Consider the following 25,783-nt stretch of genomic DNA (forward strand, 5'->3'; position numbering starts at 1 on the left):
ATACTGACATCTTTAAAGATATGGTCCCGTGGTGTAGCGGTTAACATGCCTGCCTGTCACGCAGGAGATCGCGGGTTCAATTCCCGTCGGGACCGTCTTCAGAAAGTCATCAACATACTTGTTGATGACTTTTTTGTAATCTCCAATTTTCAGGAAGATGGATAAATTCATTCAAAAATGATACATTATGATTGGGTAATTTTATAATTTGGCCATTAATGTGAAAGAAATATCAATATAACCGATAATTAAAGTGAGGGAAGATAATGCCAAAAAAAATAGTGGTCGTCGATGATGAACGTCCAATTGCGGACATACTGGAATTCAACCTGGAAAAGGAAGGGTATGAGGTCCACAGTGCATATGACGGCAATGATGCACTTGAGCTTATCCTGGAAGTGGTTCCGGATATAGTGCTCCTGGATATCATGCTGCCGGGCATGGACGGCATGGAAGTCTGCCGTGAAGTCAGGAAGAAACATGATATGCCGATCATCATGCTGACGGCAAAGGACTCCGAAATCGATAAAGTGCTCGGGCTTGAACTTGGTGCGGATGACTATGTCACCAAGCCTTTCTCGACGAGAGAACTGATCGCGAGGGTCAAGGCGAACCTGCGGCGCAACACCGCCCAGGCGAAAGTCGAAGAAGAACCTGAAAACAATAATATACAGATCAAGGACATCACGATCATCCCGGAATCGTATGCGATCAAGAAAAACGGTGAAAGCATCGATCTGACACACCGGGAATTCGAGCTGTTCCATTATCTGACCCAGCACATCTCCCAGGTGATGACACGCGAACACCTGCTTGAGACTGTATGGGGCTATGACTATTTCGGGGATGTGCGGACGGTCGACGTGACTGTACGCCGCCTGCGGGAGAAGATCGAAGATGATCCTTCCCATCCGGAATATCTGATGACACGCAGAGGTGTGGGATACTTCATCCAGGGCACCGAATAAAGGAGCATAATATATGAAGCAGTTCTTAAGAAATCTGCAATCCCTGCATATTAAATTGGTCATTATATATGTGCTCCTGATTGTCATCGGGATGCAGATCATCGGTTTGTATTTTACAAACACCCTTGAACGTGAACTGACCGAAAATTTTCAGGATAACATCGAAACACAAGTGGATCTCATCGATACAAGGATTCAGGAGTTACATACCGAATATGAGGATGATCTGGGCACATTGAGCGAGGAAGTCCAGAGTCTGTTGTCCGAATTCGGGAACCGTCCTGAAATCGATGAGATCCGTTTTATCAACAGCGACAATATTCTGGTCGCCACCACCCGTATTTCAAACGAACCGAATATCGGTTCGCGCATCAACGAGCCTTTGACCCGGGAAGCCATTTCCACGGGTTCAAGGAATGACGAGATATTCGTCAACGTCAACCAGGATAATCAGCGCACATGGCTGCTCAACCACCCGGTCGTAAGCAACGGCCAGGTGCTGGGTGCGGTTTACGTGTCGTCGAATATCGAAACCGTCTACCAGCAGCTCGAGGCGATCAACAACACATTCATCATCGCCACGATCATCTCGCTGATCATCACAAGCATCCTCGGCATCTTCATTGCGAGGACCATCACCAAACCGATCACGGATATGAGGAACCAGGCGCTGATGATGTCCGAGGGGGATTACACCTCCCGGGTCAAGATCTACAGCAACGATGAGATCGGTGAACTCGCCGGCTCCTTCAACATCCTGTCGAAACGCGTCCAGGAAGCCCAGGCCAACACCGAAAGTGAAAGGAAGCGCCTGGATTCGGTCATTACGAACATGTCTGAAGGGATCATTGCGACCGACCGTAAAGGCCGGATCACGGTCATCAACGACATGGCCCTCGATATGCTGAACATACCGAAAGATGAAGATCTTCACGGGAAGAATATGCTGAAAATACTGAGGCTCGACGAGGAGATGACGCTTGAAGACATCCAGGAGATGAATGAAAGCCAGCTGCTCTTTACAGACAGTGATTATGAAGCAGCCATACGGGCAAACTTCTCGACCATATATAAAGATACAGGGTTCATGAACGGTTATATCGCCGTGCTCCACGATGTCACGGAACAGGAACGGATCGACAACGAACGCCGGGAGTTCGTGGCGAACGTGTCACATGAACTCCGTACACCGCTGACTTCGATGCGTTCCTACATCGAGGCACTGCAGGAAGGCGCATGGCAGGATGACCAGCTTGCCCCGCGCTTCCTCAGCGTCACGCGGGATGAGACCGACCGCATGATCCGCCTTGTGGAGGATCTGCTCCAGTTATCCAGGATGGATAATGAAGCCGAGGAGATCAATAAAGAAATCGTCGACTTCAACATGTTCTTGAACCGGATCATCGACCGCTTCGAAATGACGCACAAGGGGGAAGTCGAATTCATCCGTAATATACCGGACACCGCGATGTTCTCAGAGATCGCCATGGATAAGATGAGCCAGGTGCTGGATAACGTCATATCGAATGCGATCAAGTATTCGAACAGGGAAAACAAACGCGTGGAATTTCATGTGAAACAAAACGTCCTGTTCAACCGCATGACCATCCGCATCAAGGATAACGGGATGGGCATACCGGCCAACAAAGTCGACCGCATATTCGAGCGTTTCTACCGGGTGGACAAGGCACGTGCGCGCAAAAAAGGCGGCACAGGCCTCGGCCTCGCCATCTCCAAGGAGATTGTAGAGGCGCACAACGGACGCATCTGGGCCAACAGCCTGGAGGGGGAAGGAACGACGATATTCATCAACCTGCCATGTGAGACACTTGGAGAGGATGGTTGGGATGAATAAGGAGAATGTGAAATCAGTCGTCCTCCTCATCCTCGTCATCTCAAGCCTTGTCCTCACCCTCATGGTATGGAGCTATCAGCCTGAATTCTCCGAAGTGGAGACCGAAATAGAAAGGACCGCCAACCTCGGTCCGGGTGAACCCGTGCCGTTCCAATCAGTAATGCGCGCCTATCAGCTCGTCTGGGTGAATGATGAGAATGTTCAGGGGACGATCGAGGAAGAAGCGGTCGTCGGCATACGCGAATACATCGACGGAACGGAAATCACGGACATCGATGTCTACAACAGCTTAAGCCGGCTGTCGCCGAGCAGGAATGAAGAAGACGATGAAGAGTTCCTCGTCGTGGACTATGCATCCGATATGCCGACCCACTCACTTTTCGAAGTGCTTGATTTCGAGTATGAAGGTGATTATCCGGACTACAGCTACAACCGCATCATCGTGGATCTGGTTGAGCCGGAAGTCAACTTCTATCTGATCAATGAAGACCTGGACAGGGTCGCCATCGCAAAGACCAATCTCGAAAGCGACTATTTGAAATCGCTGCTTGAAGCATACAGCGAATTGTTCGAAGACTATACGGCCGTGATCACCAATCAGCAGACATCCAACAATAAGACGGCGATTTACGGCCCCACCGCCCCCGGCGAGATGCCGGTCGAGACATTCCTCTACAATGTGATCAGTGTGGAGACCGTGAACAGCATGCTGTTTTTGGATGATGATTACACGATGGAAGGCAATGACGGGCCGTACGTATATGAAGGTGAATCGAACATTGCGACATACAACAGCGACACATATGCCTACAGTTATAATAATCTGGAGGAATCCCTGACCGGCGGGAGCGATCCGCATCAGACGATACAGCTCAGTTTTTATTTCCTGAGGTCCCATATCGGGATCGACGAGCGGCACGTACTGTTCGACTACATCGGTGATGAGAACAACTCGGTGTACCGATCTTCGATGAACGGTCATTTCGTCTTCAGCGATGAAATCTCCACGACGATCTCCGTCAAATACGGCGAACACGCCGTCTATGAATACGTAAGGCCTCTGCTCCGGGTGAACGCCCAGGTGCCGGGGTCGGAGAGCAGTGAGCTGCCGCCGATCGAAAATGTCAGGTACGAAATCGCGCTGAATGAAAATTACGATCTGCAGCATGTGACGAAAATAACGATCGGCTATAATATGGCGTTTTCAACAGCCGAAAATGAAATCAACGTCGTTCAATATACACCTTCCTGGTACGTCAAATATGACGGCCAGTGGATGAGGTTCGATGAAGGGAGCCTGAACTGATGGATTGGAAATTGACGAAGTCCCTCTATATCGTCGTCTTCCTTCTTATGAATATTGCCCTGATTTATATATATATGTATGAACACCGGGAGGCCGTGGATGAAATCGAGCAGTCGCCGGATATTTTAAGCCGCACGGACATCAATATGGAAAACGTCGGAGCTTACGAGCCTGTCGAGATGAATATACTGACCGGTACGATCGAGGATTTTTCAAACGCGGATGATCTGCCTCCGGAGGTTGAAGCGGATGATATGACGGGCACGAAGATCACTGTGGAGTTCGATGAAAGCGGCCCGACGATGCTCGAGCAGAATCTTGAAAATTATACGGATGATTATGTTTACAGAGGGCAGGAGTACAAGTATGATGAAGTGATGAGTACACCCGAACAGTTCGTCTTCAACCAGGTGTATGAAGATTTTCCGATCTTCAACCATGAGGCGGCACGTATCGTCTTCCGGGGCGAAGGCCGGCAGGTCAAAGTCATGGAACAGACCCGGCTCACGAACCTCGTAGAGAACGAATACACCCTGGATCTCCCGGCCAAATCCCCGACGGAAGTGGTCGAGGAGCTGTATGAACTGGAGAAGATATCCGATGAGGCCGTGATCAATAAAGCCCGCCTCGGCTATTACATCATCCTCGCAGATGACGGCAACGTGATGCTGAGACCCAAATGGGAACTCGCCATCACGGATCAGGAACTGGACAAGACGATGTATGTGGATGCGACGACGGATTCAGGTGAAATAATTGAAAGTGAGTGAGTGACATGAGAATGAGCGTGTTAGCCAGCGGATCATCAGGCAACAGCACTTATGTGGAAACAGAAAAAGGCAGCCTGCTCATCGACGTGGGACTGACGTGCAAAAGGATAGAAGAAGGGTTGAACCATATCGGCACCTCCCTTAATAATATAGATGCGATACTGATCACCCATGAACATTCCGATCATATAAAAGGTCTGAAGGTCATCGCAAAACGATATGATATACCGGTCTTTGCGAATGCACAGACATGGCAGCAGCTTGACCGGAAGAACATAGAAGTGCCTTCGGAGCAGAAGTTCCATTTCAACCCGCTTGAAACGCGGGAAATCATCGGTATGGACGTCGAATCGTTCCACGTGTCCCACGATGCGATCGACCCGCAGTTTTATACATTCATGAAGGACGGCAAGAAACTTTCCGTTCTCACCGATACGGGTTATGTATCCGACCAGATGAAAGGCATCATCAAAGAAAGCGACTGCTTCATATTCGAAAGCAATCACGATGTGGACATGCTCAGGATGGGGAGATATCCCTGGGTGACGAAACAGCGCATCCTTTCGGACGTGGGCCACGTTTCAAATGAGGATGCGGCACATGCGATGAAGGACGTCATAACGGACCGGACGAAGCGGATCTATCTGAGTCACTTAAGCCTCGACAATAACATCAAAGAGCTCGCCAAAATGAGTGTGGAGCAGATATTGAACCAGTATGACATCGATACGGATAACGATATCCAGCTGCATCATACGGACAAAAACACTCCGACGGAGATTTATACCATCTGACTTACCCACAGGCTGTGGATAAGTCCTGTTGATAACTGTGGATAAAAATATGCAGAAACGCCGCATCTTAATTAGAGGATGCGGCGTTTTTTATTTGTAAACCCTGTCATATCAGGCTTCCGGTGTATCTTTTACAGAGTTATAAAATGAATATGCACCATCACCCGTATCGTTATCCACAGAATGTCACAACATCTGTGGGTAAAGTGTATTTTTTGTGAATAGTTTGATAAGATTGTGGATAAGTGAATGATTGATCAAAAACTTATTGGAGGAATTGAAATGGCGACTTTACCGAACTGTCCGAGCTGTGATTCGGAATATACGTATGAAGACAGCGGATTGCTCGTATGCCCGATGTGCGGCCATGAATGGACGAAAGCATCCGAACTGGAAGCTGAGGAAGAGGCTCTTGTGAAGGATGCGAACGGGAACGTGCTGAATGACGGCGACAATGTGTCTGTCATCAAAGATCTGAAGGTGAAAGGTTCTTCAAATGTCATCAAGCAGGGGACGAAAATCAAGGGGATCCGCCTTGTCGACCCGGATGACGGGCATGACCTCGACTGCAAAGTGCCCGGCTTCGGCAAGATGGCGTTGAAATCTGCCTTCGTCAAAAAGATAGACTGAGGATAGTTTGATGAATTTATCCACAGAATATTGTGTGTAACCTGTGCATAACTGTGGATAACTGTGAAAAAATCGTGGATAAGGCGAGTGGAACCCGCATGAATAGGGTTTTCATTCGCTTTTATGTTTTAATGTAAGTAATAAATATAAGTGGTGATGTATATGACGGACTTGCTTGAAAATGAAGAGAAAATCAAAGACGTGGTGATGCTTGCGGCCCGGATTCTGCTCGAAGCAGGCGCCGAAGGCACCCGTGTGGAGGATACGATGACGTACATATCCTCAGCGTGCGGCTATAAGTCATCCAACAGTTTTGTCACGAACACGGTCATCACTTACCTGCTCCATAACGGTACGCACCCGAGGATATACAGGATCCAGACGAGGGACACGAACCTCATCCGCATCTCGGAGACGAACCGCGTCTCCCGCCATATCGTTGAAGGGAAGATCACGCTGGATGAGGCATGGGATAAGCTGATATACATCAATGAAAAGATCGATGACCATCCCCTGCCCTTCAAGGCATTCGCAGGCGGCATGGTCGGGCTGAGCTTCCTATATCTCCAGGGCGGCCTGCTGATTGATGTACCGACCGCAATACTTGCCGGGGGAATCGGTTATTTCATCACGGAGTATTTATCGCAGAAGATCGAAGCCCAGTTCATTCCAGAATTCATCGGCTCATTCATCATTGCACTGCTCGCGGCCTTCGGCCATATGCTGGTGCCCGGCGGCGAGCTCTCCATCATCATCATCTCGGCGGTCATGCCGATCGTGCCCGGGGTGCTCATCACCAATGCGATCCAGGATATGTTCGGCGGGCATATGCTGATGTCGATCACCAAACTGCTGGAGGCGCTCGTCACCGCCTTCGGCATCGGTGCAGGCGTCGCGACGGTATTGATATTCTTATAAAGGAGGGACGGCCATGACATGGCTTTTGCATTTGATATTCAGCTTCACTTCATCCTACTTCTTCGCCGTGCTCTTTGATGCACCGAGGCGCTTATTCTTCTACGCGGGCGTCACCGGTGCGACCGGCTGGATGTTCAGCCGCATACTCCTTGAGGCGTTCAGCATGCACGAAGTCTATGCGACGGCGTTCGGCAGCCTTGTGCTCGGCATCATGTGCCATCTGATGGCGCGCATGCTGAAGGAGCCGGCGACGATGTTCATGGTGCCCGGCATCATCCCCTTCGTGCCGGGGGGCCTGGCCTATGAGGCAACGAGCCTCCTCGTCCAGTTCGAATACAGTGCATCACTCAACACCATGCTTGAAGTGATACTGATCGCAGGCGGTGTCGCAGTGGGTCTCCTGTTTGCGGACTTTCTCTCGAAGATGTTCATCCACAGGAATAAAAACTATGCGGACGCGCGTTCAAGGAAGGTCGGCTGACCTTTCATAACCTTTCTTTAATATTTTTGATTAATTTTCCATATTAAGGGGAAGAAGATTGGAAATCGAGAAGAAAAGGAGATATGGATATTATGAGTGCGGATCAGATAGGGTTTGCATTACTTTACTTAGGATTGTTTTTACTGCTTGGGAAATGGATCAGAATGCATTCGACGCTGATGCAGAACCTCTTTCTCCCGGCTTCCGTCATCGGGGGATTCCTCGCACTGATAGTGGGCCCGGAAATCCTCGGCCGGATCATGCGGAACTTCACCGGGGAGGACTCATTTTGGGCGACGGGCCTGGTGACGCCTGAAATCATGGAAGTGTGGTCGGCCCTCCCCGGGCTGATGATCAACATCGTCTTTGCCACGCTCTTCATAGGCACGGTGCTCCCGAACCTGCAGAGGGTCTGGGATGTCGGTGGGCCGCAGCTCGCCTTCGGCTGGACGCTCGGCTGGGGTCAGTATGTCGTCGGCATACTGCTTGCGATGCTTGTACTCGTGCCATTCTATGATATGCCGCCATTCATCGGTGCGCTCATCGAGATCGGCTTTGAGGGCGGACACGGTACGGCAGCCGGATTGCAGGATACATTTGCGGACCTGGGATTCCCGGAAGCGTATGATATCGCCGTCGGTCTAGCCACCGTCGGTATCTTGACAGGTGTCGTCGTCGGTATTGCACTGGTCAACTGGGGCGTCAGGAGAGGCAAGACTAAAATCATCACTGATGTGAAAGGCTTGTCACCGACGCAGAAAGCAGGCATCGTTGAGCCTGAAGACCGCGGAAAAGGTGCTCAGAAGACGGTAAGACCCGAGTCGATTGATACATTCACTTTCCATTTTGCGATTGTGGGACTTGCGATCCTCGTCGGTTACATCATCCTCCAGGGCATTACATGGCTGGAAGTGACATTGTTCGGTTCGGATTTCATGACATATGTGCCTTTATTCCCGCTCGCGATGGTCGGCGGTTTCGTTGTACAGCTCTTCGTGAGCAAATTTGATACATCCAAGCTTGTGAACAGGGAGACCATAACCAGCATACAAGGCTTCTCGCTCGACATATTAATCACGAGTGCGATCGCGACCGTCTCCATTGCGGTCATCGGTGATTACCTCATGCCGTTCCTGCTGCTCGCAGCGGTCGGTATCGCCTGGAACGTATTCGGATTCTTCGTCTTCGGTCCAAGGATGATGCCGGACTACTGGCTTGAAAGAGCCATCGGTGACTTTGGCCAGTCCACGGGTGTCACGGCGACCGGTCTGATGCTGATACGCGTCGCCGACCCGGAGATCAAATCCCCGGCGACTGAAGGTTTCGGTTATAAACAGCTTGTGTTTGAACCATTCCTCGGCGGCGGTCTCGTCACCGCACTATCCGCCCCGCTCATATTCATGTGGGGGCCGTGGCCGTTCCTCCTCCTCTCGGTCGTCATGACCGCGATCGGCCTCGTCGTAGGACTATTCTACTTCGGGAAGAGGAAACTCAATTAAATGAAAGAATAAAAGGACGCTCCCCTGCTTCAGGGGGAAGCGTCCATTTTAATTTGCAGCGGACATGGTAAAATAAGACCAAAGACATGGATGACGAACAGCCACTAGGGAGGAAGAAGAATGAAAATCACTTTGATCACGGTGGGCAAGCTGAAGGAGAAATACTGGGTCCAGGCGGTGGATGAGTATAAGAAGCGGATCAGCAAGTACGCAAAAATCGAGCTCATTGGAGTCGCCGATGAAAAAGAGCCGAACAATGCCGGCGAGAAAGATATCGAACAGATCAAAAACAAGGAAGCGGACAGAATACTATCTAAAATAAAAGACAACCAGCACGTCGTAACGCTCGAGATACACGGAAGGACATATACAAGTGAAGAACTCGCAGCCGAATACCAGAGATGGATGAATACCGGCAAAAGCGACGTCGTCTTCATCATCGGCGGCAGCAACGGCCTCGGCGAAGCGGTGAAGAAGCGGAGCGACCAGGAAATCAGCTTCGGCACCCTCACCTATCCCCACCAGATGATGAAAGTCATGCTGATGGAGCAGTTATTCAGGGTGAATAAGATATTGAGGAATGAGAGTTATCATAAGTGATGAAGTTTTCCAAATATTACACAGTAAAATAAAAATAGAATTAATTTATGGATTAGTTTGTAATGAAAATTCGGCAGTTATAGAACCAATTCTAAATTTCATTATTCTATGATTCAGGATTTCAAGCAGTTCGGCTCCTTTGTGTTGTTTAAAGGAGCCAATCCTTTGCTTGCTGCACAGAACAAGCACGCTGAGTGACTTGTCAACCCTAAATCACTGACTCTTCCTGGAAAGAATGATAGTAATTTAGTTCATCTTATATACAGTGGATTTCTTCTCCATTACATCTCAGAAAAGTCCGGCGTTTTATATCTCGCTGTCACGACTTTCCTTCTGGTATAGAAATCCACGCCATCTTTTCCGTTCGCATGGAGGGAGCCATAGAAGGAATGCTTCCAGCCAGAGAACGGGAACACTGCCATCGGAGCCGGCACGCCAAGATTGATGCCGAGCATGCCTGCATCAATGTTTTCCCTGAAGTAACGGACACTGGAGGCACTATCTGTAAACAAGCATGCTCCATTGGCAAATTCGGACTGGTTGGCAATCCAGACTCCTTCTTTAAGGTCCTTCACTTTAATAACGCAAAGTACAGGAGCAAATATTTCATTTTTCCATATTTCCATGTCCGTGGTGACTCCCTCGAAGATGGTCGGTCCGATAAAGTATCCTTCATCGGATGTTCTTTCACGCCCATCCATCAGCAGTTTCGCCCCTTCTTTTTCTCCTGATTCGATATAATCGACAGTACGTTTCTTATTTTCTTCCCTGATGACCGGTCCGAGGAAGACGTCATCATCCAAACCGTTCCCCATCTTGATGTTTTTCGCTTCATTTTTCAGCCTGTCGATGAAATCGTTATAGATCCCTTCCTCTACAGTGATGACGGCAGCGGCCATGCAGCGCTCGCCTGCTGAACCGAATGCTGCACTGATGATATCCTTGACTGCCTGATCAAGATTGGCATCATTCAGGACCACTGTATGGTTTTTGGCCCCGGTCAGGGCCTGGACACGTTTAAGATTGTCTGTTCCTTTTTTATAAACGTATTCTCCAACTGGCTTGGAGCCGACGAAAGATACAGCTTTAATATGTTCATTTTCCAGAATGCCGTTGACTACATCATGTGCACCGTTGACTACATTGAATACTCCATCGGGCAGACCGGCTTCTTCCAGATATTCGACCAGCTTTTCAACGAGCAGTGGCGTCTTTTCTGACGGCTTCAGTACAAATGTATTTCCCATGGCAATGGCCATCGGGAACATCCAGCAAGGCACCATCATCGGAAAGTTGAATGGCGTGATTCCGCCGACAACACCGACAGGATAGCGGTAGCTTGTCCCTTCGATATCCGTTGCGATGGATGAGAGAGAATCCCCCATCATCAGAGACGGAGCACCTGCTGCAAATTCTACATTTTCAATGCCTCTTTGCACTTCGCCCAATGCTTCGTTGAAACTTTTGCCATTTTCCCTGGTGATGATCTCCGCAAGCACTTCTTTATTTTCCATAAGTATCTGCTGGTATTTGAAAAGAATGCGCGCTCTTTTTGGTACAGCAGTATTACTCCAGTCATGAAACGCATCCTGGGCGGCTCGAGCGGCACGATCCAGCTCTTCCTTTGTGGACTGCGGCACGTGGATCAGCACTTCTCTGGTCGCAGGATTCACCACATCAACCATTTCTGTACTCCTGCTCTCAATCCATTTTCCATTGATATAATTTTTTAGCACTTTTACTTCTGACACTCTGCATCCTCCTAAATTATTGTTTAATATGCATTTCACAACTGCTCTCCCACTTTAACAGTAAGACCTATTTGAAGTACCATTTCCATAGGGAAAAACCAATGATGATCAAAGCGATGATGAAACCGTACAACCATATGGAAAGCATTTCATTAATGAACATCAGGACCCTCCTTCCTCTGCAGCCCCCATCTCAGAAGACGAAGCCGACCTGAGAATCCATGAGGCGATATTGATCGTTGCGATTCCTATGAATACGGACACGGCACCCGCCGACATTGTACTCGGTATGATACCGGTGAAGTATAGAAACAGATAGGAACCCAAACCGACAAACATTGAAAGCTCCGCTGCTCTTGCCGGTGCTTTCCTTTTCGCATAGACCGCCTGGAGGATCGGCCCCATCGTTCCTGCCGCAATTCCTGAAATACCGATCCACATCACATCTCCCATATATTCCGGCGGACGGATGACGATGAGCAGGGCCAACAAGCCGATGAATGGTACAGTCAGCCTGCTGATCTGGAATGCTATTTTCTCAGCCTTTTCATCACTGACTTTCACGATATTCCGCTTGACCAGGAACTTCAGGAAGATATCATTCGCAAAAACGGTGGAGATTGATACGAATATCCCGTCTGTCGTGGACATCGCTGCTGCAAGTATCACGACACCGAACAGAGCAACGACGATGGCTGGGAATGCCCAGATGATATAGTCCATAAGTGCCAGGTCCGCTGCACTGGCTGTATCACCCAATGCCGCTCTGCTGTAAAGTCCGCCAAACAGTACGAGTACGGATAGTGCAGCAACCACTACATAGGTTGCAATCATCTTGCCCAGGTCCTGCTCATTCTTCAGCCCCAGTACTTTATTGAACAGATGGGGGGCTGATGCGAATGCCCATTGTATTACGATGGCACCAATCACTGCTCCAATGGAATAGAAATGCAGGGATTCCGGATTAAATACCGCAACCAGATTCTCGTTCTGTGCAGCCAATTCATGGGAAATTCCTGCAAATGTATCGGAGATTCCACCTTTCCAGAAAATTACTATGCCTGAAATAAAAATCCCTATACCTGCAATCGCCATGATGAAAGCCTGTACTGCATCGGTATAGATGTCCGCAAGCGCACCGCCGGCATAGACATATATGACTACAATCAGGGCGATGAGTAGGAGTCCGCTTGTATAGGACATTCCAAGCAGATATTCGAATATCTTTGCACCAGCGACGAATTGGGCAGCAATGTAGAATATGTTGAAAAGAAGAATCAGTCCCGTTCCGACGCGGAGGATGTCGCTCTTATAGAAATCACCCAGCCAGTCCGGAAGGGATAGGGACTTCTGTCCATTGTTCAGCTTTCTCACCTTTTTAGCCACCATCAGTACGCCGATCGGGCCGCCGGCGATTATCGCCAGGAACAGCCAGAGATTCGACAGGCCCCATTCATATGACCAGCCGGGGTAACCCAGAAATGTCGCAGCGCTTAAATAGGTTGCGGCAAACGAGAATCCAAGGACATATGGTCCAAGGGTCCCGCCGCCTGTAGCAAAATCCCTGATCGACTTCATCTTTTTCGAACTCAAATATCCTACAACGAGCATCAGCACTAGAAATACGGAAAAACCGATCCATGTATAGAGTGTAATCTGATCCATAAATACCTCCTTGGGTTAATATCTTTCACTTAATGTCTTCGTCCTTTTGGCAGGGTGGTTCCCGGCAAGATATCTTCTGCCTTTTCCGAACATGTTCTCCCTAAGCGTCTCACCTTCATATTCCGTTCTGTAGATGCCCCGTTTCTGCAGTTCCGGTACCACATGATCCACAAACTCTTTAAATGTCCCGGGCGAATAGGTCTGGGCGATGTTGAAACCGTCTGCACCGCCGACTTCGGACCACTCTTCGATCCTATCTGCAATCTGTTCCGGTGTACCGATAAACTTCACAGTACCATTCCCCAGCCCATGATTCTTCACCGCTTCGCGCAGTGTCCATCTGCGGTCGGGGTCCTTCGTATACATGTCCAGGTTGCCCTGCACCGCCTCTGTCTCGATATCCTCGATGTACTGGTCAGGATCATATTGTGAGAAATCGATGCCGGTATGCCCGGACAGGAGGGAGGCCGTACCTTCATAACTCACATTGTTCTGAAGGTCCTCATATTTCTGCCAGGCCTCTGCCTCGGTGGCACCGATGATCGGTAGAATCATCGGGAAAATCAATACATCATCTGCATTCCTCCCTTGGGCTATGGTGCGCTCCCTGATATCGTTCGTATAGGCTGTCAGTGCATCCAGCGAATGGTTCTTCGTGAAGACCGCCTCCGCATGCTTTGCTGCAAAATCGCGCCCCTTTGGTGATGCTCCCGCCTGGAAAAGGACTGGTGTCCGCTGAGGGGAGGGCTCCACGAGGTGTGGTCCGGGAACATTGAAGAACTCTCCCTGATGATTGATCATATGTACTTTATCAGCATCAGCGAAAATATCTTTCTCCCTGTCGTGCAGAACCGCTCCCTCCTCCCAGCTGTCTTCCCAAAGTTTATAGACCACTTCCAGAAACTCATCTGCACGATCATATCTCAGCGCCTTCGGAAGACGCCCATCGAGACCCAGATTCACCGCTTCGCTTTCCAGGTAGGAAGTGACCACATTCCAGGCCACTCTGCCTTCCGTCAGATGGTCCAACGTGGACAGCTGACGCGCCAGGGAATAGGGTTGGGCGTAAGTGGTAGAAATCGTCGGTGCAAACCCGAGATGCTCCGTTGCAGCAGCCATCGCCGGAATCACAAGCGTTGGATCATGTGCCGGCAGCTGGACAGCATGCCGGACCGCTGCGTCATGACTGTTTCCATAAACACTGTATGTCCCCAGGACATCTGCAATGAACATCGCATCAAACTTGCCACGCTCTAGTGTCTTCGCTGTATCAATCCAGTATTTCAGCCTGTTATGTCTGGTCCCCCTGTCATTCTCATGCTTCCAGAGCCCTGTTGAATGGGGAGATGGCGAATTCTGAATAAAACCGTTCAAGTGAATTTGTTTCTTTTTCATATACATACCTCCAGTTTGATTGAATACTAAAAAGCCCCTTCTTCTTAAAAGATAAGAAGAAGGGGCTGAATATATAGATCAAGGGTTCTTCTCTTATCTTCTAGCAAAATGCTACTGGAATTGGCACAGTACCGTTACGGTCTGTTGCCGAGGCTTCAAAGGGCCAGTCCCTCCACCTCTCTGGATAAGAAAATTCTGAATTTATTAAGTTGTAATGCCTAATATATATCAAAAGAAATTATATGTCAACAAAATTTATAGTTTTTTAGTAGGAATAGAGAGGCGGGAAAACTCGAAACACTAGACAGTTTCTTGATTGCGCCCTTAAATTTAAAGAATTATGAAGTGGTTAACCAAAAAAGAATCTCCAAGAAAAAACATAATAAATTTCTTGATTTGATTAAAGAGAATGATATTAGATAAAATCATATTATTCATTGATACACCGAAAGTTATCATAAGCAGCGCCAGCATCCATGACTGGAGATTTAAAAGCATCTGCGACCATGGTATAATATTACTATAAGGACAATGAAGATTGATATTGAAAGCAATTAATTCAAACAAAGAAATCACTTTTGAGTTAAGGCATGCTACAGCCTTAAAATGATAAAATATATAAGAATAGGAGCAACTCGAAAGAGTTGCTTTTTTATCTATCATCTTCAAAATGAGGAAATGATGGAATTGATTTTAATGCCGATTAATTTAGGAGAAATTACAATGAAGTTTAGTATTATGCTCAGAAAATTTGAAGAGTCAAACGAATATAAAACATGGTTTAAACCCAAGATGAAAGAGGGAAATTTATGAGTTCGGGCGAAGATCGCAATAAGATATTTTCCATAAATTCAATAGTATCACTGGCTACTCTGGTTGTGATTGTTGCCGGGCTGTTATGGGTGAGCTTCAACCTGAACCCACCACCGCCGGAGGAAATGCGCGAGATCATACTCGGCTACGGCTGGGCCGGGTGGCTGGTGTTCCTCGGGATCATTGCAGCGATCGCCGTCACCCCCATCCCCATATCAGTGACTGCCTTGGTGGCGGGCTCCCTCTACGGTGTAATCGGCGGGACGCTGCTCTCCCTGACCGGGGTGATGATTGGCTCCTGGATCGGTTATTGGCTGGCCCGTGTTTTGGGCAAGCGCCTGACCTTCCGGCTCCTGGGACGCCACAGTTCCCTCGTGGAGGATTACCTCAGCAATGCAGGGTTCTGGGCTTTGTGCACTGTGAGGCTGATGCCCGCCCTGCCGTACTGGCCGGTGAATTACGGTGCCGGGGCCTTGGGTATAGGGCAGTACACATTCATCTCCGCGACTTTTTTGGCCTCCCTCCCCGGCCAGATCTCCCTGGTGGCTCTGGGGGCCTTTGTAGTGAACACTTCGGTATTCAATGGAGTCGTACTAGTCATTGCGTGGCTCGCAGTATTGGCTTTGACGTGGGTTTCCTACCGCTACTGGCGCAGTACAGAATCTGATAAAAACGATTCAGAAGCAGCAGAGGAATAGATGCAAAATATATTACCGGTCAATCTATTTTGACCGATGGCGGTATAGTCTACAGATAATTAATAAAAGAAGTTATATAGAAAGTGGAACACCCTTGATCAGTAGTCCTGAATCAAGGGTGTTTTAAATAATATGGCATTCTAAGAAATATCCCATCTACTGAGCCGGTGAAAATCATTATAAAGAAGCTGAGGGCGTCTCCCCTGTTTTCAATGTAGAGGGTTTTTTTGGTTCCAGTCGTGGTTTGAATTGATAAATGATAGGACGGTTGCTCCAACGACACTCGGCAGTAAGATGAATGCAATAAATTGAAGTGTGAAAGTGCCAGTGACATCAAAGTGTCCGTGAACCGGTCCTAAAATCTGCATGGCAGTCATAATCGCAACATGAAATCCGATCGATGTCCAGACACTGCCTGATATCGCCCTGAACACACCTAAAATAATTGCGAAGCCGGGAATAAATTGCAGCTGTTCCACAGAGTAGATTGCTCCTATGAAATAGGCAAATAACGTGAACAACAACGCTTGTAAAATGATTGTACCCCAGTGGGGTAGCACCGTATTCAAGTAACGATATACATATCCCCTGAAAATAAGCTCTTCCGGCAAAGCTTCTATAAAAAATACAGTGATGAATAAAATCAAAATACTCAAGAGAAGATAATTAAAATCGGTATACGCCGTTATTTCAACCCACCCAAGCATCAAACAAGCAAATAAGCCGAGAGTTGCAGGGATTGTCCAGAGGAAGAAACCAAGAAGAAATGAAGAGACGTTTGTTTTAAAAGTGGTCTGGCCCAAATCTTTCCATGAAATTTTGTCGATTTTTACCAGTAACTGCAAAAGAATAATAGTTAAAATGGTTGTGATAAGCGCAATTATGAAGTGATTCAGAGAATTGTATCTCTCTCCCATAAACGTTTCACTCAGGTATGCAATAAAGTTCCAGATGATGATAGCCGATCCCAAGACGGCAATCATTCTTATAATTACATTTTTCATTTTAATTTTTCCTCCTTAATACTTTTATTTTCTTATGGGTCAGAAAAAGTGAGCGGAACATGAACGTTATGTAAATAAAAATATGATTATCGAAGAAGAGGCCACACTTTCCAGATGACCTCTTCACTTGTCTAAGGAAGGAGGTATATGCCGAAGTGAGTGGATAACCGACTGAACCTCAATTAATCTTTTAAAAAAGAATGGAGTTTGTATATCCAGCCTCTTCATATTACTATATTGGATTTTGGACTATCATGATTAAAAGGCATATAATGTACCAAATATATAATCATGAAAGGAATAAATGGAATGATTGATCATACAGACCAGGAAATACTGGCTATACTGTCGGAGAACAGCCGCATTTCCATGAAGGAACTCGGAGAGAGGGTGCACCTGACCGGGGCTGCGGCGGCTGCATGCGTGATGAAGCTTCTCGATAATGGTGTGATTACAAGCTGCAGCATCGAAGTGAATCAAATGAAAATCGGTTATCCGGTCCATGCGTTCATCAATATAATGATACCCGGCATCACTCATCAGAACTACCTTGAATTTTTGGATGAGTATCCTCAATTTGTCATCAATAACTATAAAGTGAGCGGAGAGGGCTGTTACTTGCTGGAGTCACGCTTTCCTTCAAACGAAGTGATGGATCAATTTTTGACGGACTTAAACAAATACGCAAATTACAAACTTTCCATCGTCATCGGCAAGTAATCTGGAACACTTTAAAAAATAAACTAAAACCTTATAATCTCTTTAATTGTTCTATGTAATATTCCACTTCAAATCTCTATCATTATGAATACAGATTAATTCAGAGGTGGAATTTATGAAAAAATATGATTTATCTATGTTATCCGTGGCGCCTTTAAGGCAGGGCGAGACGATGAAGCAGGGTATCAACAATGCACTGAATCTTGCGCAGGCTGCAGAAAAGCAAGGTTATAAGCGCATCTGGTTTGCAGAGCATCATAATCACGATGCTTATGCGAGCTCGGCGACCGTGAACATCGTTCAGCATATATTGAATAATACAGAAAGCGTCCGTGTCGGTGCAGGCGGGATTATGCTGCCAAACCACTCTCCCTTAGTTGTGGCTGAACAGTTTGGAACGCTTGAGACCATCTATCCGGATCGTGTGGATCTGGCATTGGGACGTGCACCGGGCACGGATTCACAGACAGCGGATGTCATCCGCCGTTCGAATCATAACGGTGTGTTTTTATTCGAAAAAGAGGTCGGCCACACTTTACGTTACCTCGGTAATGAAGATGATCAGGGGCAGGTGCGTGCCTATCCCGGCCTTGATACAAACGTGCCTCTATATATTCTTGGCTCTTCGTCCGCATCCGCATCAATCGCTGCAAATCTCGGACTGCCGTATGCATTCGGCGCCCAGTTCTCCCCGGAGTCCATGGCCGAATCACTGAGCATTTACAGGAGGAACTTCAAACCGTCCAAATATTTAAAAGAACCGTATGTGATGGCATGCATCAACGTGGTTGCTGCGGATTCAGAAGAAGAAGCTGAATTTATTTCATCGACGCTTCTCCAGGTATACATTGATATTTACACAAATAACTTAAGCAAGCTGATTCCGCCCGTTGAGAATTTCATTGATACATTATCGCCGTCGGAACTGAACATCATCCGTCACCGTCTCGGCTACACCATTATGGGTGACAAGGACCGGATCAAACGTGAAGTGTTGGAGTTCCAGGAAATGTTCCAGGCTGATGAAATCATTGCTCTCACCAATATTTACGACCCCGACAGTGAAATCAGATCCTATGAAATCATGAAAGAAGTTTCTGATGAACTGAATCAGTAGCAGAAATACAAAAGTCTTCAGTCCTTTAAAGGGATTGAAGACTTTTTGATTATTTAATTTTCTACATATCCTGCATTGCATCCAGGAACTGCATGATTGCGGGGCTGAGCAGCACGATGAAAAGTGCCGGGAATATGAAGAGAACCATTGGAAACAACATCTTCACCGGTGCTTTCATCGCTTTCTCCTCGGCCCGCTGTTTCCTCAGTTCGCGTATCTCCTCGGTCTGCACACGCAGCACCGTGACCATGCCGATGCCGAGCTTTTCTGCCTGGATGATGCTGAAGACCAGACTTTTCAGCTCTTCGACCGGCAGACGCTCAATCATCGCTGCAAGCCCCTGTCTTCTTGTTCTGCCGAGTCTCACCTCTTCAAGCACGAACTTGAATTCTTCCGACAGCACGCCTGGTTTTTTCGCGACCACTTTGCTGAGCGCCGCATCAAAACCAAGGCCGGCTTCAAGACTGATCGTCAACAGGTCCAGAAAATCGGGCAGTTCCTTCAGTGCCTGTGCCTGGCGCTTTTTCGCCTTCATGTTCATATTCATCTTGGGAAGGGTGATGCCTGCACCGATGCCTGTCAATATGAGCAGGATGCCATGAAAGACGCTGATATTCATGAATACCATCACCAGAACCGACAGTACGACCAGGCCGCCTGAGAGTATCCACTGCACCATCTTGAACTCGATCGGGCTGAGCTTCATACCGGCCTGCAGCAGGCGGACTTCCATCTTATCCACCTTGTCCTTGGCCAGTTTCCTCTGAAATTTCTTCTTGATGCTCTTCCAGCCCGGTTTGATCATCCGGTCCTTGAACGAAGCGCCTTCCATATCGATATTTATATCCTCCGACACATCTTCATCAGGGAAGTAGAGGGCGATACGTCCGGGAACCATCCGGTTTTTATAAGCGGGGATGGAAAAAACTGCGTAAATCATCAAAGTGATGGACAAAAAGAAACTGAGCGTCAGAAACAGCATATCTACACCTCTATCATAGTCATTTTACGGATGAATATAAAACCGATCACTTCAGAGACGAGCGCTCCGGCGAGCAGCATGCGTCCGATCGGTTCAGTGACAAGCAGGCTCATGTAATCAGGGTTGATGATGTAGAGCAGAATGCCCACAACCAGAGGAAGCAACCCGATGATCAATCCTGAAAGTTTTCCCTGGGCGGTCAGTGTACGGAGCTGGTTTTCTATCCTTGTCCGTTCACGGATCGTTTCCAGTATCTTATCAAGCAGGTAGACGAGGTTACCCCCGACCTGCCGCTGGATCATGATGGATTCGACCAGCATGTCGAGTTCCGCGCTCGGCATCCGCCGTTTCCAGTCCTGAAGCGCATCTTCAAGCCTTGTGCCGTACTGGAGCGTCTTCAGCACATGCTGCACCTCTTCCTTCATGGGGGAATAGGATTCCTCCTCGACCATCTGCAGTGCCTGAAGCAGACTGAAGCCCGCCCGCAGAGAGCCGCTGATCGAAGTGATCATTCCGGGAAGCGCCTCGTTGAATTGCTTGATGCGGTTGCGTTTCTTCCTTTCAAGGAGAATACGCGGCACGAAGTAGCCGAAAAGGGCCCCCAGAAGGGACAGGATGAAGTCGTTTGAAATCATGTATATTATGCCCCCGGCTATGATGAAGGCCATCACCCTGAAAGCGGTGAACTCCTCCACCTTCATCAAGACACCGGCCGCAGTCAGCTCACTTTCCAGTCTTTCACGCTTCCGGCTCTTCTTTCCCCTTTTGACAAGGAGGTTTTTAAGGGCAGTGTTGCCCTTCCTAAGGCCGCCTTTCAAAGAGAAAGGTTCTTCCGATTGCACGCCTTCCGGTGTCCTTGCGGCAGAGACGGCCATGAAAATAAGAAAGAACGTCATGAATGTACCTGTAATCAGGATGACTTCCATTCAATCACTCCTTTTCCATGAACAGGGCAGCAGGCAGATCGATGCCTTCCTGTTCCAGCTGTTCGTAGAACTGGGGACGGATGCCTGTAGGCACCAGTTTGCCGATGATTTTTCCATCCCCACCGACACCGTCCTGTTTGAAGACGAATATGTCCTGGAGGACGATGACGTCCCCTTCCATTCCCTGCACTTCCGTGATGCTGGTGATCCGCCTCGTACCATCGTTGAGCCGGCTCTGCTGGATGATCAGATGCAGCGCACCTGCAATCTGTTCGCGGATGGCTTTGATCGGCAGATCCATGCCTGCCATCAGCACCATCGTTTCAAGCCGGGAGACCATGTCACGCGGACTGTTCGAGTGCCCTGTTGCGAGTGAGCCATCATGTCCGGTGTTCATCGCCTGAAGCATGTCGAGGGCCTCACCGCTCCGCACCTCACCGATGACGATGCGGTCCGGACGCATACGGAGGGAGTTCCTCACGAGGTCCCTGATCGTCACAGCACCCGTCCCCTCGATGTTCGCAGGTCGTGTTTCGAGCGACACCACATGTTCCTGGCCAAGCTGAAGTTCGGCCGCATCTTCAATGGTGACGATGCGGTCTTTATTGGAAATAAAGGAAGACAATACGTTCAATGTCGTCGTCTTGCCGGAGCCTGTACCGCCGCTTACGAAAATGTTCAGTTTGCCTTCGACACATGCCTGGATGAATGCCGCCATCTCTTCGGTCAATGTACCGAAACGGATGAGGTCATGTATGGTGAATGGATCTTTCGCAAATTTCCGGATGGTAATCGTCGGTCCGCCGAGCGCAAGCGGGGGAATGATCGCATTGACACGCGAGCCGTCCTTCAGGCGGGCATCCACCATCGGGCTGCTTTCATCCACCCGCCGTCCAAGCGGGGAGAGGATCTTCTCAAGCACTGCCATGACATGGTCATCATCCCTGAAAGTGACATCCGTCAGGGACAATTTCCCTTTGCGTTCCGCATAGACGTGCTTCGGGCCGTTGACCATCACTTCCGACACATCTTCATCCAGAAGCAGCGGGTTGATCGGACCGTAACCCGTCAGATCGTTCTTCAGTTCGACCTTCAGCTTCTCGATGTTTCCGATATTTTGAAGATGGTTGTTTTCCTGGAGGATGTCCTGGATGATTTCATCCATGTCCATGACGATGTCCTCAATATCTTCGTCCTTGCGTTCTTTCATGATGAACTTCAGTGTCAGATCCTTCAGCTCAAAATACTCGGCATCCGGTTCATCGATGGGTTTCGGTACCGGCTTCAACGCTTTCTCCTGCCTGACCGGCGGCAGTTGGTCTTCTGCTTCTCCTACAGGCGCAATATCCACCGGTGTTTCTTTTTTACCGGCACTGCTGTCGCCCTTGTCTTTTGTCTGTAACCTGGCTAATAGGCTCATACTTCAATCACCTGCTTTTTGTCGATTGTTTCAATGATATGATTGGCAATCTTCCTGATTTTTTTTGAGAAACGGTGTTTCGGGCTGCTCGTAACAAAAGGGACGCCCCGATCCAGTGAATAGGATATTTCTTTCAGTGCATAAGGCAAATAAAATAACTTGTCCTGTGCCACCTTCAGATGCTCATGCAGCTTCTTCGTTTCCATCAATGTCGGTATGGTGTTTTTATTGACGATAAGGCGCACCTTTTCCTCATGGTCAAGTGCATCAAGCGTCTCCACCATGAGGCGCGTATTCTTCAGGGCTGCGATGCCCGGTGTTGTAACGACCATGATGGAATCCGCCAGATCCATCAGCACCATATTCTGTTCGGTCAGACCATGGTGCGTCTCCACGATGATTAAATCAGCCTGGGATTTCAGATTTCCAATTGCCAGGGAGAGGTCCTCTGCATCGACAAGGTCGGCATACTCCGGGCGCATCGGCGCAGGCAGCAGCCTCACACCTGAAGCGTGCATCGTACAGAATGCATGGATATTCGTAAAATCATTGCGTTCAACTGCTTCCTTGATGCTGATGCCGGGTGTCAGATCGAGTGCCAGTGCCATATCACCGAATTGCAGATCGCCATCCACCAGTATCGTACGCTTCCCCCGATCCTGCATCGTCAGGGCGAGATTCGTCGCAATGACGGTCTTACCCGCACCTCCCACTGCACTTGCCACCAATATGATTTCAGCGGTCATCGCCACCACACCTTTCTTCTATCATTCATTCTCAAGCTTGATTATACGGCTGCTGATCCAGCCCTGATGTCCGGATTTCGTTTCCACATGCATCCAGACACGGCCGTCGACATCAGTCTCTTCTTCGTTCTTCGTAATGAGAGAATCCCCCGCTTCCACCACTGTAAGCACATCCGCTTCAAGGGAAGGACCGCTTCTGACATGTGCCCGCTCAGGGAGCACGAGCATGTCCGGTGAATCTACTGCTTCTTCGCTCTGGGACTCTTCTTCATCAACTTCATCTGCCGGCATTTCCGATGCTTCAGCTTTTCCTTCAACGATATCTCCAGCCGTCTTCAATCTGCTGCTCAAAATCAGCTGCAGACTGCCCCGTCCACTTGCATCGACGACACCGACTGCATCTTCCTGTGTCATCTCCAGCGTTACAGCGACATATTCCGCTGCGGCTTCACCTTCCGCCTTTTCACTCATGCGCTGGCCGACTGCCAGCACATTCACATCCGAAAATATTATTTCTGCAGGCGGTCCTGCTTCCGAACTTTCTTCCGATGCTGAAAGTACGACGTCCACCCGATCTCCGGGTTCGATCATGTTCGATACGGATTTTACATAGTCCACACTGACTGATACGGCCCTGTAGCCCTCAGCCACTTTCTTGGATACCATATCCGCCTGCTCTTCCTGTTCGATACGCTGAGTGAGCAATACTTCACCCGAAGCAAGTGATGCGTTCGTGTATTCCCCGACCGCTTTACTTTTGTCCCTGATTGCGGACGGATGCATTTCCGACTCCCGCACTTCAATCATTTTAAGGTTTTCTTCCGTAAGCTGTGTGTTCTCTTCGATATCCATGGCTGCAGCAACCACTTGGGTCATCACAGGCTGTTCCGTCTCGGCCGCACCGGTCTGCTGTATGAATATGTAGAAGGCACCTGTCGTAAGCAGCCCCGACAGTACCGCCAGCATCAATATTTTTTTCGGTTTCATTACATTCCACCTACCGTGTCAATTTAATCGTATATGCACCACGGTCCAGTGGTGCGTCTGAATCTGATTCTCCCGCGCCGACCCTCTTAATGAAAATGCCGCTGATGGAGTCATCCTTCGAATCCATCGGCTTGGCGAGATAAAAATAAGCAAACCCTGTTATTTCTACACTTTTCACCTGTTTACCGTCCCCGCCGAGCGGCTTGTAGACCGGAATCAGCATAATCCTTGAACAATCCCGCTGTTGATAGTCCCCATCCGGATAAGGGCAGTTATTTATCCTGTAGTTGACACCCTCTCTGGTTGCCCCTGCGATGTTGCCGGTCTGGGTATTGACGACATCGCCCACTTTGAGTTTTTCATCAAAGCCATGCTTGAGAGATTCTCCGTATGATTTCGCCCCGGGCCCTTCCAATGCCAGTATGCCGAAGTTTCCCATCTCGGAATCTCCTGCGTCCACCTTTAAGGTGTAGGTCTGCCCATACACCAGTGCCATCGATTCGTTCAACCCAAGCGGCACAGTACCGAAACCTGCGGTCATCGCATGCAGTCCGGCTTTTGCATCTGCACCGATCATTACACTGTCGACGCCGAATAATGATGAAAAGAAGAGTGGAACGTCCCTTCCGACCCCGACGTGAAGCTGGGACTCACCCTCTATATTGGAAAACAGGAGACTGTCCGATTCACCGTGGTGAGTGAGGATTTCACCGACCACCTGATTGACCTTCTCACCTGAGTTGGGCAGTTCCTGTGCACCTGACAGTGCTGCTGCGTTGGCAGTCTTCTGCATATGACTCTTCGTCATATAAAGATGGCCTGCATCAACGACAAGGCCAAGCATTCCAAGTGCGAGCATCATGCCGAGGGCCATGAGGAGGAAGGCATTTCCATCTTCTTTTTTCAGAAAAATTCTCATGACATCACTCCACTCTCGTCGTCGAACTCGTCTTCACTGTAAAGGGGAGGGCATAATCTCCAAGAGGATTGAAAATCTGCTCGGGGTAGGTAATTTCCACTGTGACATAAGTCCCTGGATCCTTTTCTCCTGATGGAGACACACTCACACTGAGTTGTGAGGCATCACCCGCGTTAAAATTGTCGATTGCATATGACGTCACCATCGCATCCGACTCCCCGAGCCCCGCCATGCGTGCTGCATCCTGTGTCACGAGCTCCAACTGCAACTGTGAATGGATGACACGTCCAAAATCGACGACGCCGATGAGCAGAAAAAAGATGAGCGGCACAAGAATCGCAAATTCTACAGTCGATTGACCATTCTCCCGCCTTATCATAGGAGTTCCACATCCATCAATAGTGCCAGAACAGCCCCGCCCGCAATCGCCACACCATACGGCATGCCGACACCAAGTGACTTCTTGAAACCGCCCCGCATGATAATGACGATAATCGCAAGCATCGCTCCGATCACTGCCGTATATATGAATGTCTCCAGTACAAAACCACTGCCTTTGAGCGCACCGATGAGACCGAGCAATTTAACATCCCCTGCACCCATTCCTCCCAGAATATAAGGGATGAGCAGCAGTGCCAGACCGGCAGCAAAGCCGAGTAAGGCATCACCGAGCCCGCTGAAGCCGGCGGATGCGATATTCAAGCTGAGAGCAACCAGTAATGAGGGAAATATTACTTTGTTATATATTTTTCTTTTGCGGAGGTCCGTGACCACGCAGACTGCAAGTACGACAATTAAAAAGACATTAATCAGCATATA

26 protein-coding genes, 1 tRNA gene and 1 riboswitch are annotated in these 25,783 nt (G+C 48.7%); of the genes, 15 read left to right on the forward strand and 12 right to left on the reverse strand.

The genetic code is table 11. The features are described from left to right. The first annotated feature begins 22 nt into the window (after positions 1-22). From LPW40_RS08035 to rlmH, 11 genes are all read left to right on the forward strand, one after another. Positions 23-95, forward strand: a tRNA-Asp gene (locus tag LPW40_RS08035). A 171-nt stretch (positions 96-266) separates the two neighbouring features. Then, a complete protein-coding gene (gene yycF / locus LPW40_RS08040; RefSeq protein ID WP_097041970.1) occupies positions 267-968 on the forward strand; it encodes a response regulator YycF in 702 nt (233 codons plus the stop codon). A gap of 13 nt (positions 969-981) precedes the next feature. Next, positions 982-2,823 carry a cell wall metabolism sensor histidine kinase WalK gene (walK, locus tag LPW40_RS08045; protein ID WP_230821722.1) on the forward strand — a complete coding sequence of 614 codons (1,842 nt, stop codon included), beginning with the start codon at positions 982-984 and terminating at the stop codon, positions 2,821-2,823. Then, a complete protein-coding gene (locus LPW40_RS08050; protein ID WP_230821723.1) occupies positions 2,816-4,129 on the forward strand; it encodes a YycH family regulatory protein in 1,314 nt (437 codons plus the stop codon). The genes walK and LPW40_RS08050 overlap by 8 nt, the downstream gene beginning before the upstream one ends. Beyond that, the gene (yycI, locus tag LPW40_RS08055) at positions 4,129-4,899 is read left to right on the forward strand and encodes a two-component system regulatory protein YycI (protein WP_230821725.1); all 771 of its coding nucleotides are present in this window, start codon (positions 4,129-4,131) and stop codon (positions 4,897-4,899) included. Before LPW40_RS08050 ends, yycI begins: the two co-directional genes overlap by 1 nt. Before the next feature lie 5 nt (positions 4,900-4,904). Next, positions 4,905-5,693, forward strand: coding sequence for an MBL fold metallo-hydrolase (locus LPW40_RS08060; RefSeq protein ID WP_413775997.1), 789 nt, complete (start codon positions 4,905-4,907; stop codon positions 5,691-5,693). Positions 5,694-5,975: 282 nt separating this feature from the next. After that, positions 5,976-6,323, forward strand: a complete 348-nt coding sequence (locus LPW40_RS08065; RefSeq protein WP_097041978.1) for a zinc ribbon domain-containing protein YjdM — start codon at positions 5,976-5,978, stop codon at positions 6,321-6,323. A gap of 162 nt (positions 6,324-6,485) precedes the next feature. Continuing rightward, positions 6,486-7,241 carry a threonine/serine exporter family protein gene (locus tag LPW40_RS08070; RefSeq protein ID WP_230821728.1) on the forward strand — a complete coding sequence of 252 codons (756 nt, stop codon included), beginning with the start codon at positions 6,486-6,488 and terminating at the stop codon, positions 7,239-7,241. A 13-nt stretch (positions 7,242-7,254) separates the two neighbouring features. Beyond that, positions 7,255-7,722 (forward strand): threonine/serine exporter family protein, encoded by a 468-nt coding sequence (locus tag LPW40_RS08075; RefSeq protein ID WP_230821729.1) that lies wholly within the window; start codon positions 7,255-7,257, stop codon positions 7,720-7,722. Positions 7,723-7,805: 83 nt separating this feature from the next. Further along, positions 7,806-9,221 (forward strand): sodium/glutamate symporter, encoded by a 1,416-nt coding sequence (locus LPW40_RS08080; protein ID WP_330166183.1) that lies wholly within the window; start codon positions 7,806-7,808, stop codon positions 9,219-9,221. 120 nt (positions 9,222-9,341) lie between these two features. Beyond that, positions 9,342-9,821, forward strand: a complete 480-nt coding sequence (gene rlmH / locus LPW40_RS08085; RefSeq protein ID WP_230821730.1) for a 23S rRNA (pseudouridine(1915)-N(3))-methyltransferase RlmH — start codon at positions 9,342-9,344, stop codon at positions 9,819-9,821. A 281-nt stretch (positions 9,822-10,102) separates the two neighbouring features. Here the strand turns inward: rlmH and LPW40_RS08090 are convergent, their stop codons facing one another. The 3 genes from LPW40_RS08090 to LPW40_RS08100 form a co-directional block, all read right to left on the reverse strand. After that, a complete protein-coding gene (locus tag LPW40_RS08090; RefSeq protein ID WP_230821731.1) occupies positions 10,103-11,572 on the reverse strand; it encodes a CoA-acylating methylmalonate-semialdehyde dehydrogenase in 1,470 nt (489 codons plus the stop codon). Between the two features lie 162 nt (positions 11,573-11,734). Continuing rightward, entirely contained in the window at positions 11,735-13,237 is a 1,503-nt protein-coding gene (locus tag LPW40_RS08095) for a sodium:solute symporter family protein (protein ID WP_230821732.1), read from the reverse strand. 15 nt (positions 13,238-13,252) lie between these two features. Next, on the reverse strand, positions 13,253-14,632 hold the full coding sequence (locus tag LPW40_RS08100; protein ID WP_230821734.1) for an LLM class flavin-dependent oxidoreductase: 1,380 nt from the start codon (positions 14,630-14,632) through the stop codon (positions 13,253-13,255). Between the two features lie 90 nt (positions 14,633-14,722). Next, positions 14,723-14,823: riboswitch (SAM riboswitch) on the reverse strand. 490 nt (positions 14,824-15,313) lie between these two features. On the opposite strand from LPW40_RS08100, the gene LPW40_RS13625 reads away from it, so the two are divergent. After that, complete coding sequence (locus LPW40_RS13625) at positions 15,314-15,445, forward strand: hypothetical protein (protein WP_269063286.1); 132 nt, start codon at positions 15,314-15,316, stop codon at positions 15,443-15,445. Continuing rightward, positions 15,442-16,143 (forward strand): TVP38/TMEM64 family protein, encoded by a 702-nt coding sequence (locus LPW40_RS08105; protein WP_230821736.1) that lies wholly within the window; start codon positions 15,442-15,444, stop codon positions 16,141-16,143. The genes LPW40_RS13625 and LPW40_RS08105 overlap by 4 nt, the downstream gene beginning before the upstream one ends. Before the next feature lie 209 nt (positions 16,144-16,352). Here the strand turns inward: LPW40_RS08105 and LPW40_RS08110 are convergent, their stop codons facing one another. Next, the gene (locus tag LPW40_RS08110; RefSeq protein ID WP_230821738.1) at positions 16,353-17,147 is read right to left on the reverse strand and encodes a CPBP family intramembrane glutamic endopeptidase; all 795 of its coding nucleotides are present in this window, start codon (positions 17,145-17,147) and stop codon (positions 16,353-16,355) included. 309 nt (positions 17,148-17,456) lie between these two features. Between LPW40_RS08110 and LPW40_RS08115 the strand changes: the two genes are divergently transcribed. Together LPW40_RS08115 and LPW40_RS08120 are read left to right on the forward strand one after the other, a co-directional pair. Beyond that, a complete protein-coding gene (locus tag LPW40_RS08115; RefSeq protein ID WP_230821739.1) occupies positions 17,457-17,867 on the forward strand; it encodes an Lrp/AsnC family transcriptional regulator in 411 nt (136 codons plus the stop codon). A gap of 115 nt (positions 17,868-17,982) precedes the next feature. Then, positions 17,983-18,984, forward strand: coding sequence for an LLM class flavin-dependent oxidoreductase (locus tag LPW40_RS08120; protein WP_230821741.1), 1,002 nt, complete (start codon positions 17,983-17,985; stop codon positions 18,982-18,984). 61 nt (positions 18,985-19,045) lie between these two features. Here LPW40_RS08120 and LPW40_RS08125 read toward each other — a convergent pair whose 3' ends face one another. The 8 genes from LPW40_RS08125 to LPW40_RS08160 are packed head-to-tail and all read right to left on the reverse strand — an operon-like array spanning position 19,046 to position 25,780. After that, the gene (locus LPW40_RS08125; protein ID WP_230821743.1) at positions 19,046-19,966 is read right to left on the reverse strand and encodes a type II secretion system F family protein; all 921 of its coding nucleotides are present in this window, start codon (positions 19,964-19,966) and stop codon (positions 19,046-19,048) included. A 2-nt stretch (positions 19,967-19,968) separates the two neighbouring features. After that, positions 19,969-20,892, reverse strand: a complete 924-nt coding sequence (locus LPW40_RS08130) for a type II secretion system F family protein (protein WP_230821745.1) — start codon at positions 20,890-20,892, stop codon at positions 19,969-19,971. 4 nt (positions 20,893-20,896) lie between these two features. Further along, on the reverse strand, positions 20,897-22,312 hold the full coding sequence (locus LPW40_RS08135) for a CpaF family protein (protein WP_230821746.1): 1,416 nt from the start codon (positions 22,310-22,312) through the stop codon (positions 20,897-20,899). Further along, entirely contained in the window at positions 22,309-23,058 is a 750-nt protein-coding gene (locus tag LPW40_RS08140) for an AAA family ATPase (RefSeq protein ID WP_230821747.1), read from the reverse strand. The genes LPW40_RS08135 and LPW40_RS08140 overlap by 4 nt, the downstream gene beginning before the upstream one ends. A 21-nt stretch (positions 23,059-23,079) precedes the next feature. Next, positions 23,080-24,045 (reverse strand): Flp pilus assembly protein CpaB, encoded by a 966-nt coding sequence (gene cpaB / locus LPW40_RS08145; RefSeq protein ID WP_230821748.1) that lies wholly within the window; start codon positions 24,043-24,045, stop codon positions 23,080-23,082. Between the two features lie 10 nt (positions 24,046-24,055). Next, positions 24,056-24,964: a TadE/TadG family type IV pilus assembly protein gene (locus LPW40_RS08150; RefSeq protein WP_230821750.1), complete on the reverse strand. Its 909-nt coding sequence runs from the start codon at positions 24,962-24,964 to the stop codon at positions 24,056-24,058. 4 nt (positions 24,965-24,968) lie between these two features. Next, entirely contained in the window at positions 24,969-25,343 is a 375-nt protein-coding gene (locus LPW40_RS08155) for a TadE/TadG family type IV pilus assembly protein (RefSeq protein WP_230821752.1), read from the reverse strand. Further along, positions 25,340-25,780, reverse strand: coding sequence for an A24 family peptidase (locus LPW40_RS08160; RefSeq protein WP_230821753.1), 441 nt, complete (start codon positions 25,778-25,780; stop codon positions 25,340-25,342). The genes LPW40_RS08155 and LPW40_RS08160 overlap by 4 nt, the downstream gene beginning before the upstream one ends. Positions 25,781-25,783: the final 3 nt, after the last annotated feature.

The organism is Salinicoccus halitifaciens, assembly GCF_021026095.1.
In the GTDB taxonomy this organism is placed as follows: Bacteria; Bacillota; Bacilli; order Staphylococcales; family Salinicoccaceae; genus Lacicoccus; species Lacicoccus halitifaciens.

What these genes read in the sequence shown, in the direction of transcription:
- yycF (WP_097041970.1), top strand. Translation starts at nt 267, where the DNA reads ATGCCAAAAAAAATAGTGGTCGTCGATGATGAACGTCCAATTGCGGAC.
- walK (WP_230821722.1), top strand. Translation starts at nt 982, where the DNA reads ATGAAGCAGTTCTTAAGAAATCTGCAATCCCTGCATATTAAATTGGTC.
- LPW40_RS08050 (WP_230821723.1), top strand. Translation starts at nt 2,816, where the DNA reads ATGAATAAGGAGAATGTGAAATCAGTCGTCCTCCTCATCCTCGTCATC.
- yycI (WP_230821725.1), top strand. Translation starts at nt 4,129, where the DNA reads ATGGATTGGAAATTGACGAAGTCCCTCTATATCGTCGTCTTCCTTCTT.
- LPW40_RS08060 (WP_413775997.1), top strand. Translation starts at nt 4,905, where the DNA reads ATGAGAATGAGCGTGTTAGCCAGCGGATCATCAGGCAACAGCACTTAT.
- LPW40_RS08065 (WP_097041978.1), top strand. Translation starts at nt 5,976, where the DNA reads ATGGCGACTTTACCGAACTGTCCGAGCTGTGATTCGGAATATACGTAT.
- LPW40_RS08070 (WP_230821728.1), top strand. Translation starts at nt 6,486, where the DNA reads ATGACGGACTTGCTTGAAAATGAAGAGAAAATCAAAGACGTGGTGATG.
- LPW40_RS08075 (WP_230821729.1), top strand. Translation starts at nt 7,255, where the DNA reads ATGACATGGCTTTTGCATTTGATATTCAGCTTCACTTCATCCTACTTC.
- LPW40_RS08080 (WP_330166183.1), top strand. Translation starts at nt 7,806, where the DNA reads ATGGATATTATGAGTGCGGATCAGATAGGGTTTGCATTACTTTACTTA.
- rlmH (WP_230821730.1), top strand. Translation starts at nt 9,342, where the DNA reads ATGAAAATCACTTTGATCACGGTGGGCAAGCTGAAGGAGAAATACTGG.
- LPW40_RS08095 (WP_230821732.1), bottom strand. Translation starts at nt 13,237, where the DNA reads ATGGATCAGATTACACTCTATACATGGATCGGTTTTTCCGTATTTCTA.
- LPW40_RS08100 (WP_230821734.1), bottom strand. Translation starts at nt 14,632, where the DNA reads ATGAAAAAGAAACAAATTCACTTGAACGGTTTTATTCAGAATTCGCCA.
- LPW40_RS13625 (WP_269063286.1), top strand. Translation starts at nt 15,314, where the DNA reads ATGGAATTGATTTTAATGCCGATTAATTTAGGAGAAATTACAATGAAG.
- LPW40_RS08105 (WP_230821736.1), top strand. Translation starts at nt 15,442, where the DNA reads ATGAGTTCGGGCGAAGATCGCAATAAGATATTTTCCATAAATTCAATA.
- LPW40_RS08110 (WP_230821738.1), bottom strand. Translation starts at nt 17,147, where the DNA reads ATGAAAAATGTAATTATAAGAATGATTGCCGTCTTGGGATCGGCTATC.
- LPW40_RS08115 (WP_230821739.1), top strand. Translation starts at nt 17,457, where the DNA reads ATGATTGATCATACAGACCAGGAAATACTGGCTATACTGTCGGAGAAC.
- LPW40_RS08120 (WP_230821741.1), top strand. Translation starts at nt 17,983, where the DNA reads ATGAAAAAATATGATTTATCTATGTTATCCGTGGCGCCTTTAAGGCAG.
- LPW40_RS08125 (WP_230821743.1), bottom strand. Translation starts at nt 19,966, where the DNA reads ATGCTGTTTCTGACGCTCAGTTTCTTTTTGTCCATCACTTTGATGATT.
- LPW40_RS08130 (WP_230821745.1), bottom strand. Translation starts at nt 20,892, where the DNA reads ATGGAAGTCATCCTGATTACAGGTACATTCATGACGTTCTTTCTTATT.
- LPW40_RS08135 (WP_230821746.1), bottom strand. Translation starts at nt 22,312, where the DNA reads ATGAGCCTATTAGCCAGGTTACAGACAAAAGACAAGGGCGACAGCAGT.
- LPW40_RS08140 (WP_230821747.1), bottom strand. Translation starts at nt 23,058, where the DNA reads ATGACCGCTGAAATCATATTGGTGGCAAGTGCAGTGGGAGGTGCGGGT.
- cpaB (WP_230821748.1), bottom strand. Translation starts at nt 24,045, where the DNA reads ATGAAACCGAAAAAAATATTGATGCTGGCGGTACTGTCGGGGCTGCTT.
- LPW40_RS08150 (WP_230821750.1), bottom strand. Translation starts at nt 24,964, where the DNA reads ATGAGAATTTTTCTGAAAAAAGAAGATGGAAATGCCTTCCTCCTCATG.
- LPW40_RS08155 (WP_230821752.1), bottom strand. Translation starts at nt 25,343, where the DNA reads ATGATAAGGCGGGAGAATGGTCAATCGACTGTAGAATTTGCGATTCTT.
- LPW40_RS08160 (WP_230821753.1), bottom strand. Translation starts at nt 25,780, where the DNA reads ATGCTGATTAATGTCTTTTTAATTGTCGTACTTGCAGTCTGCGTGGTC.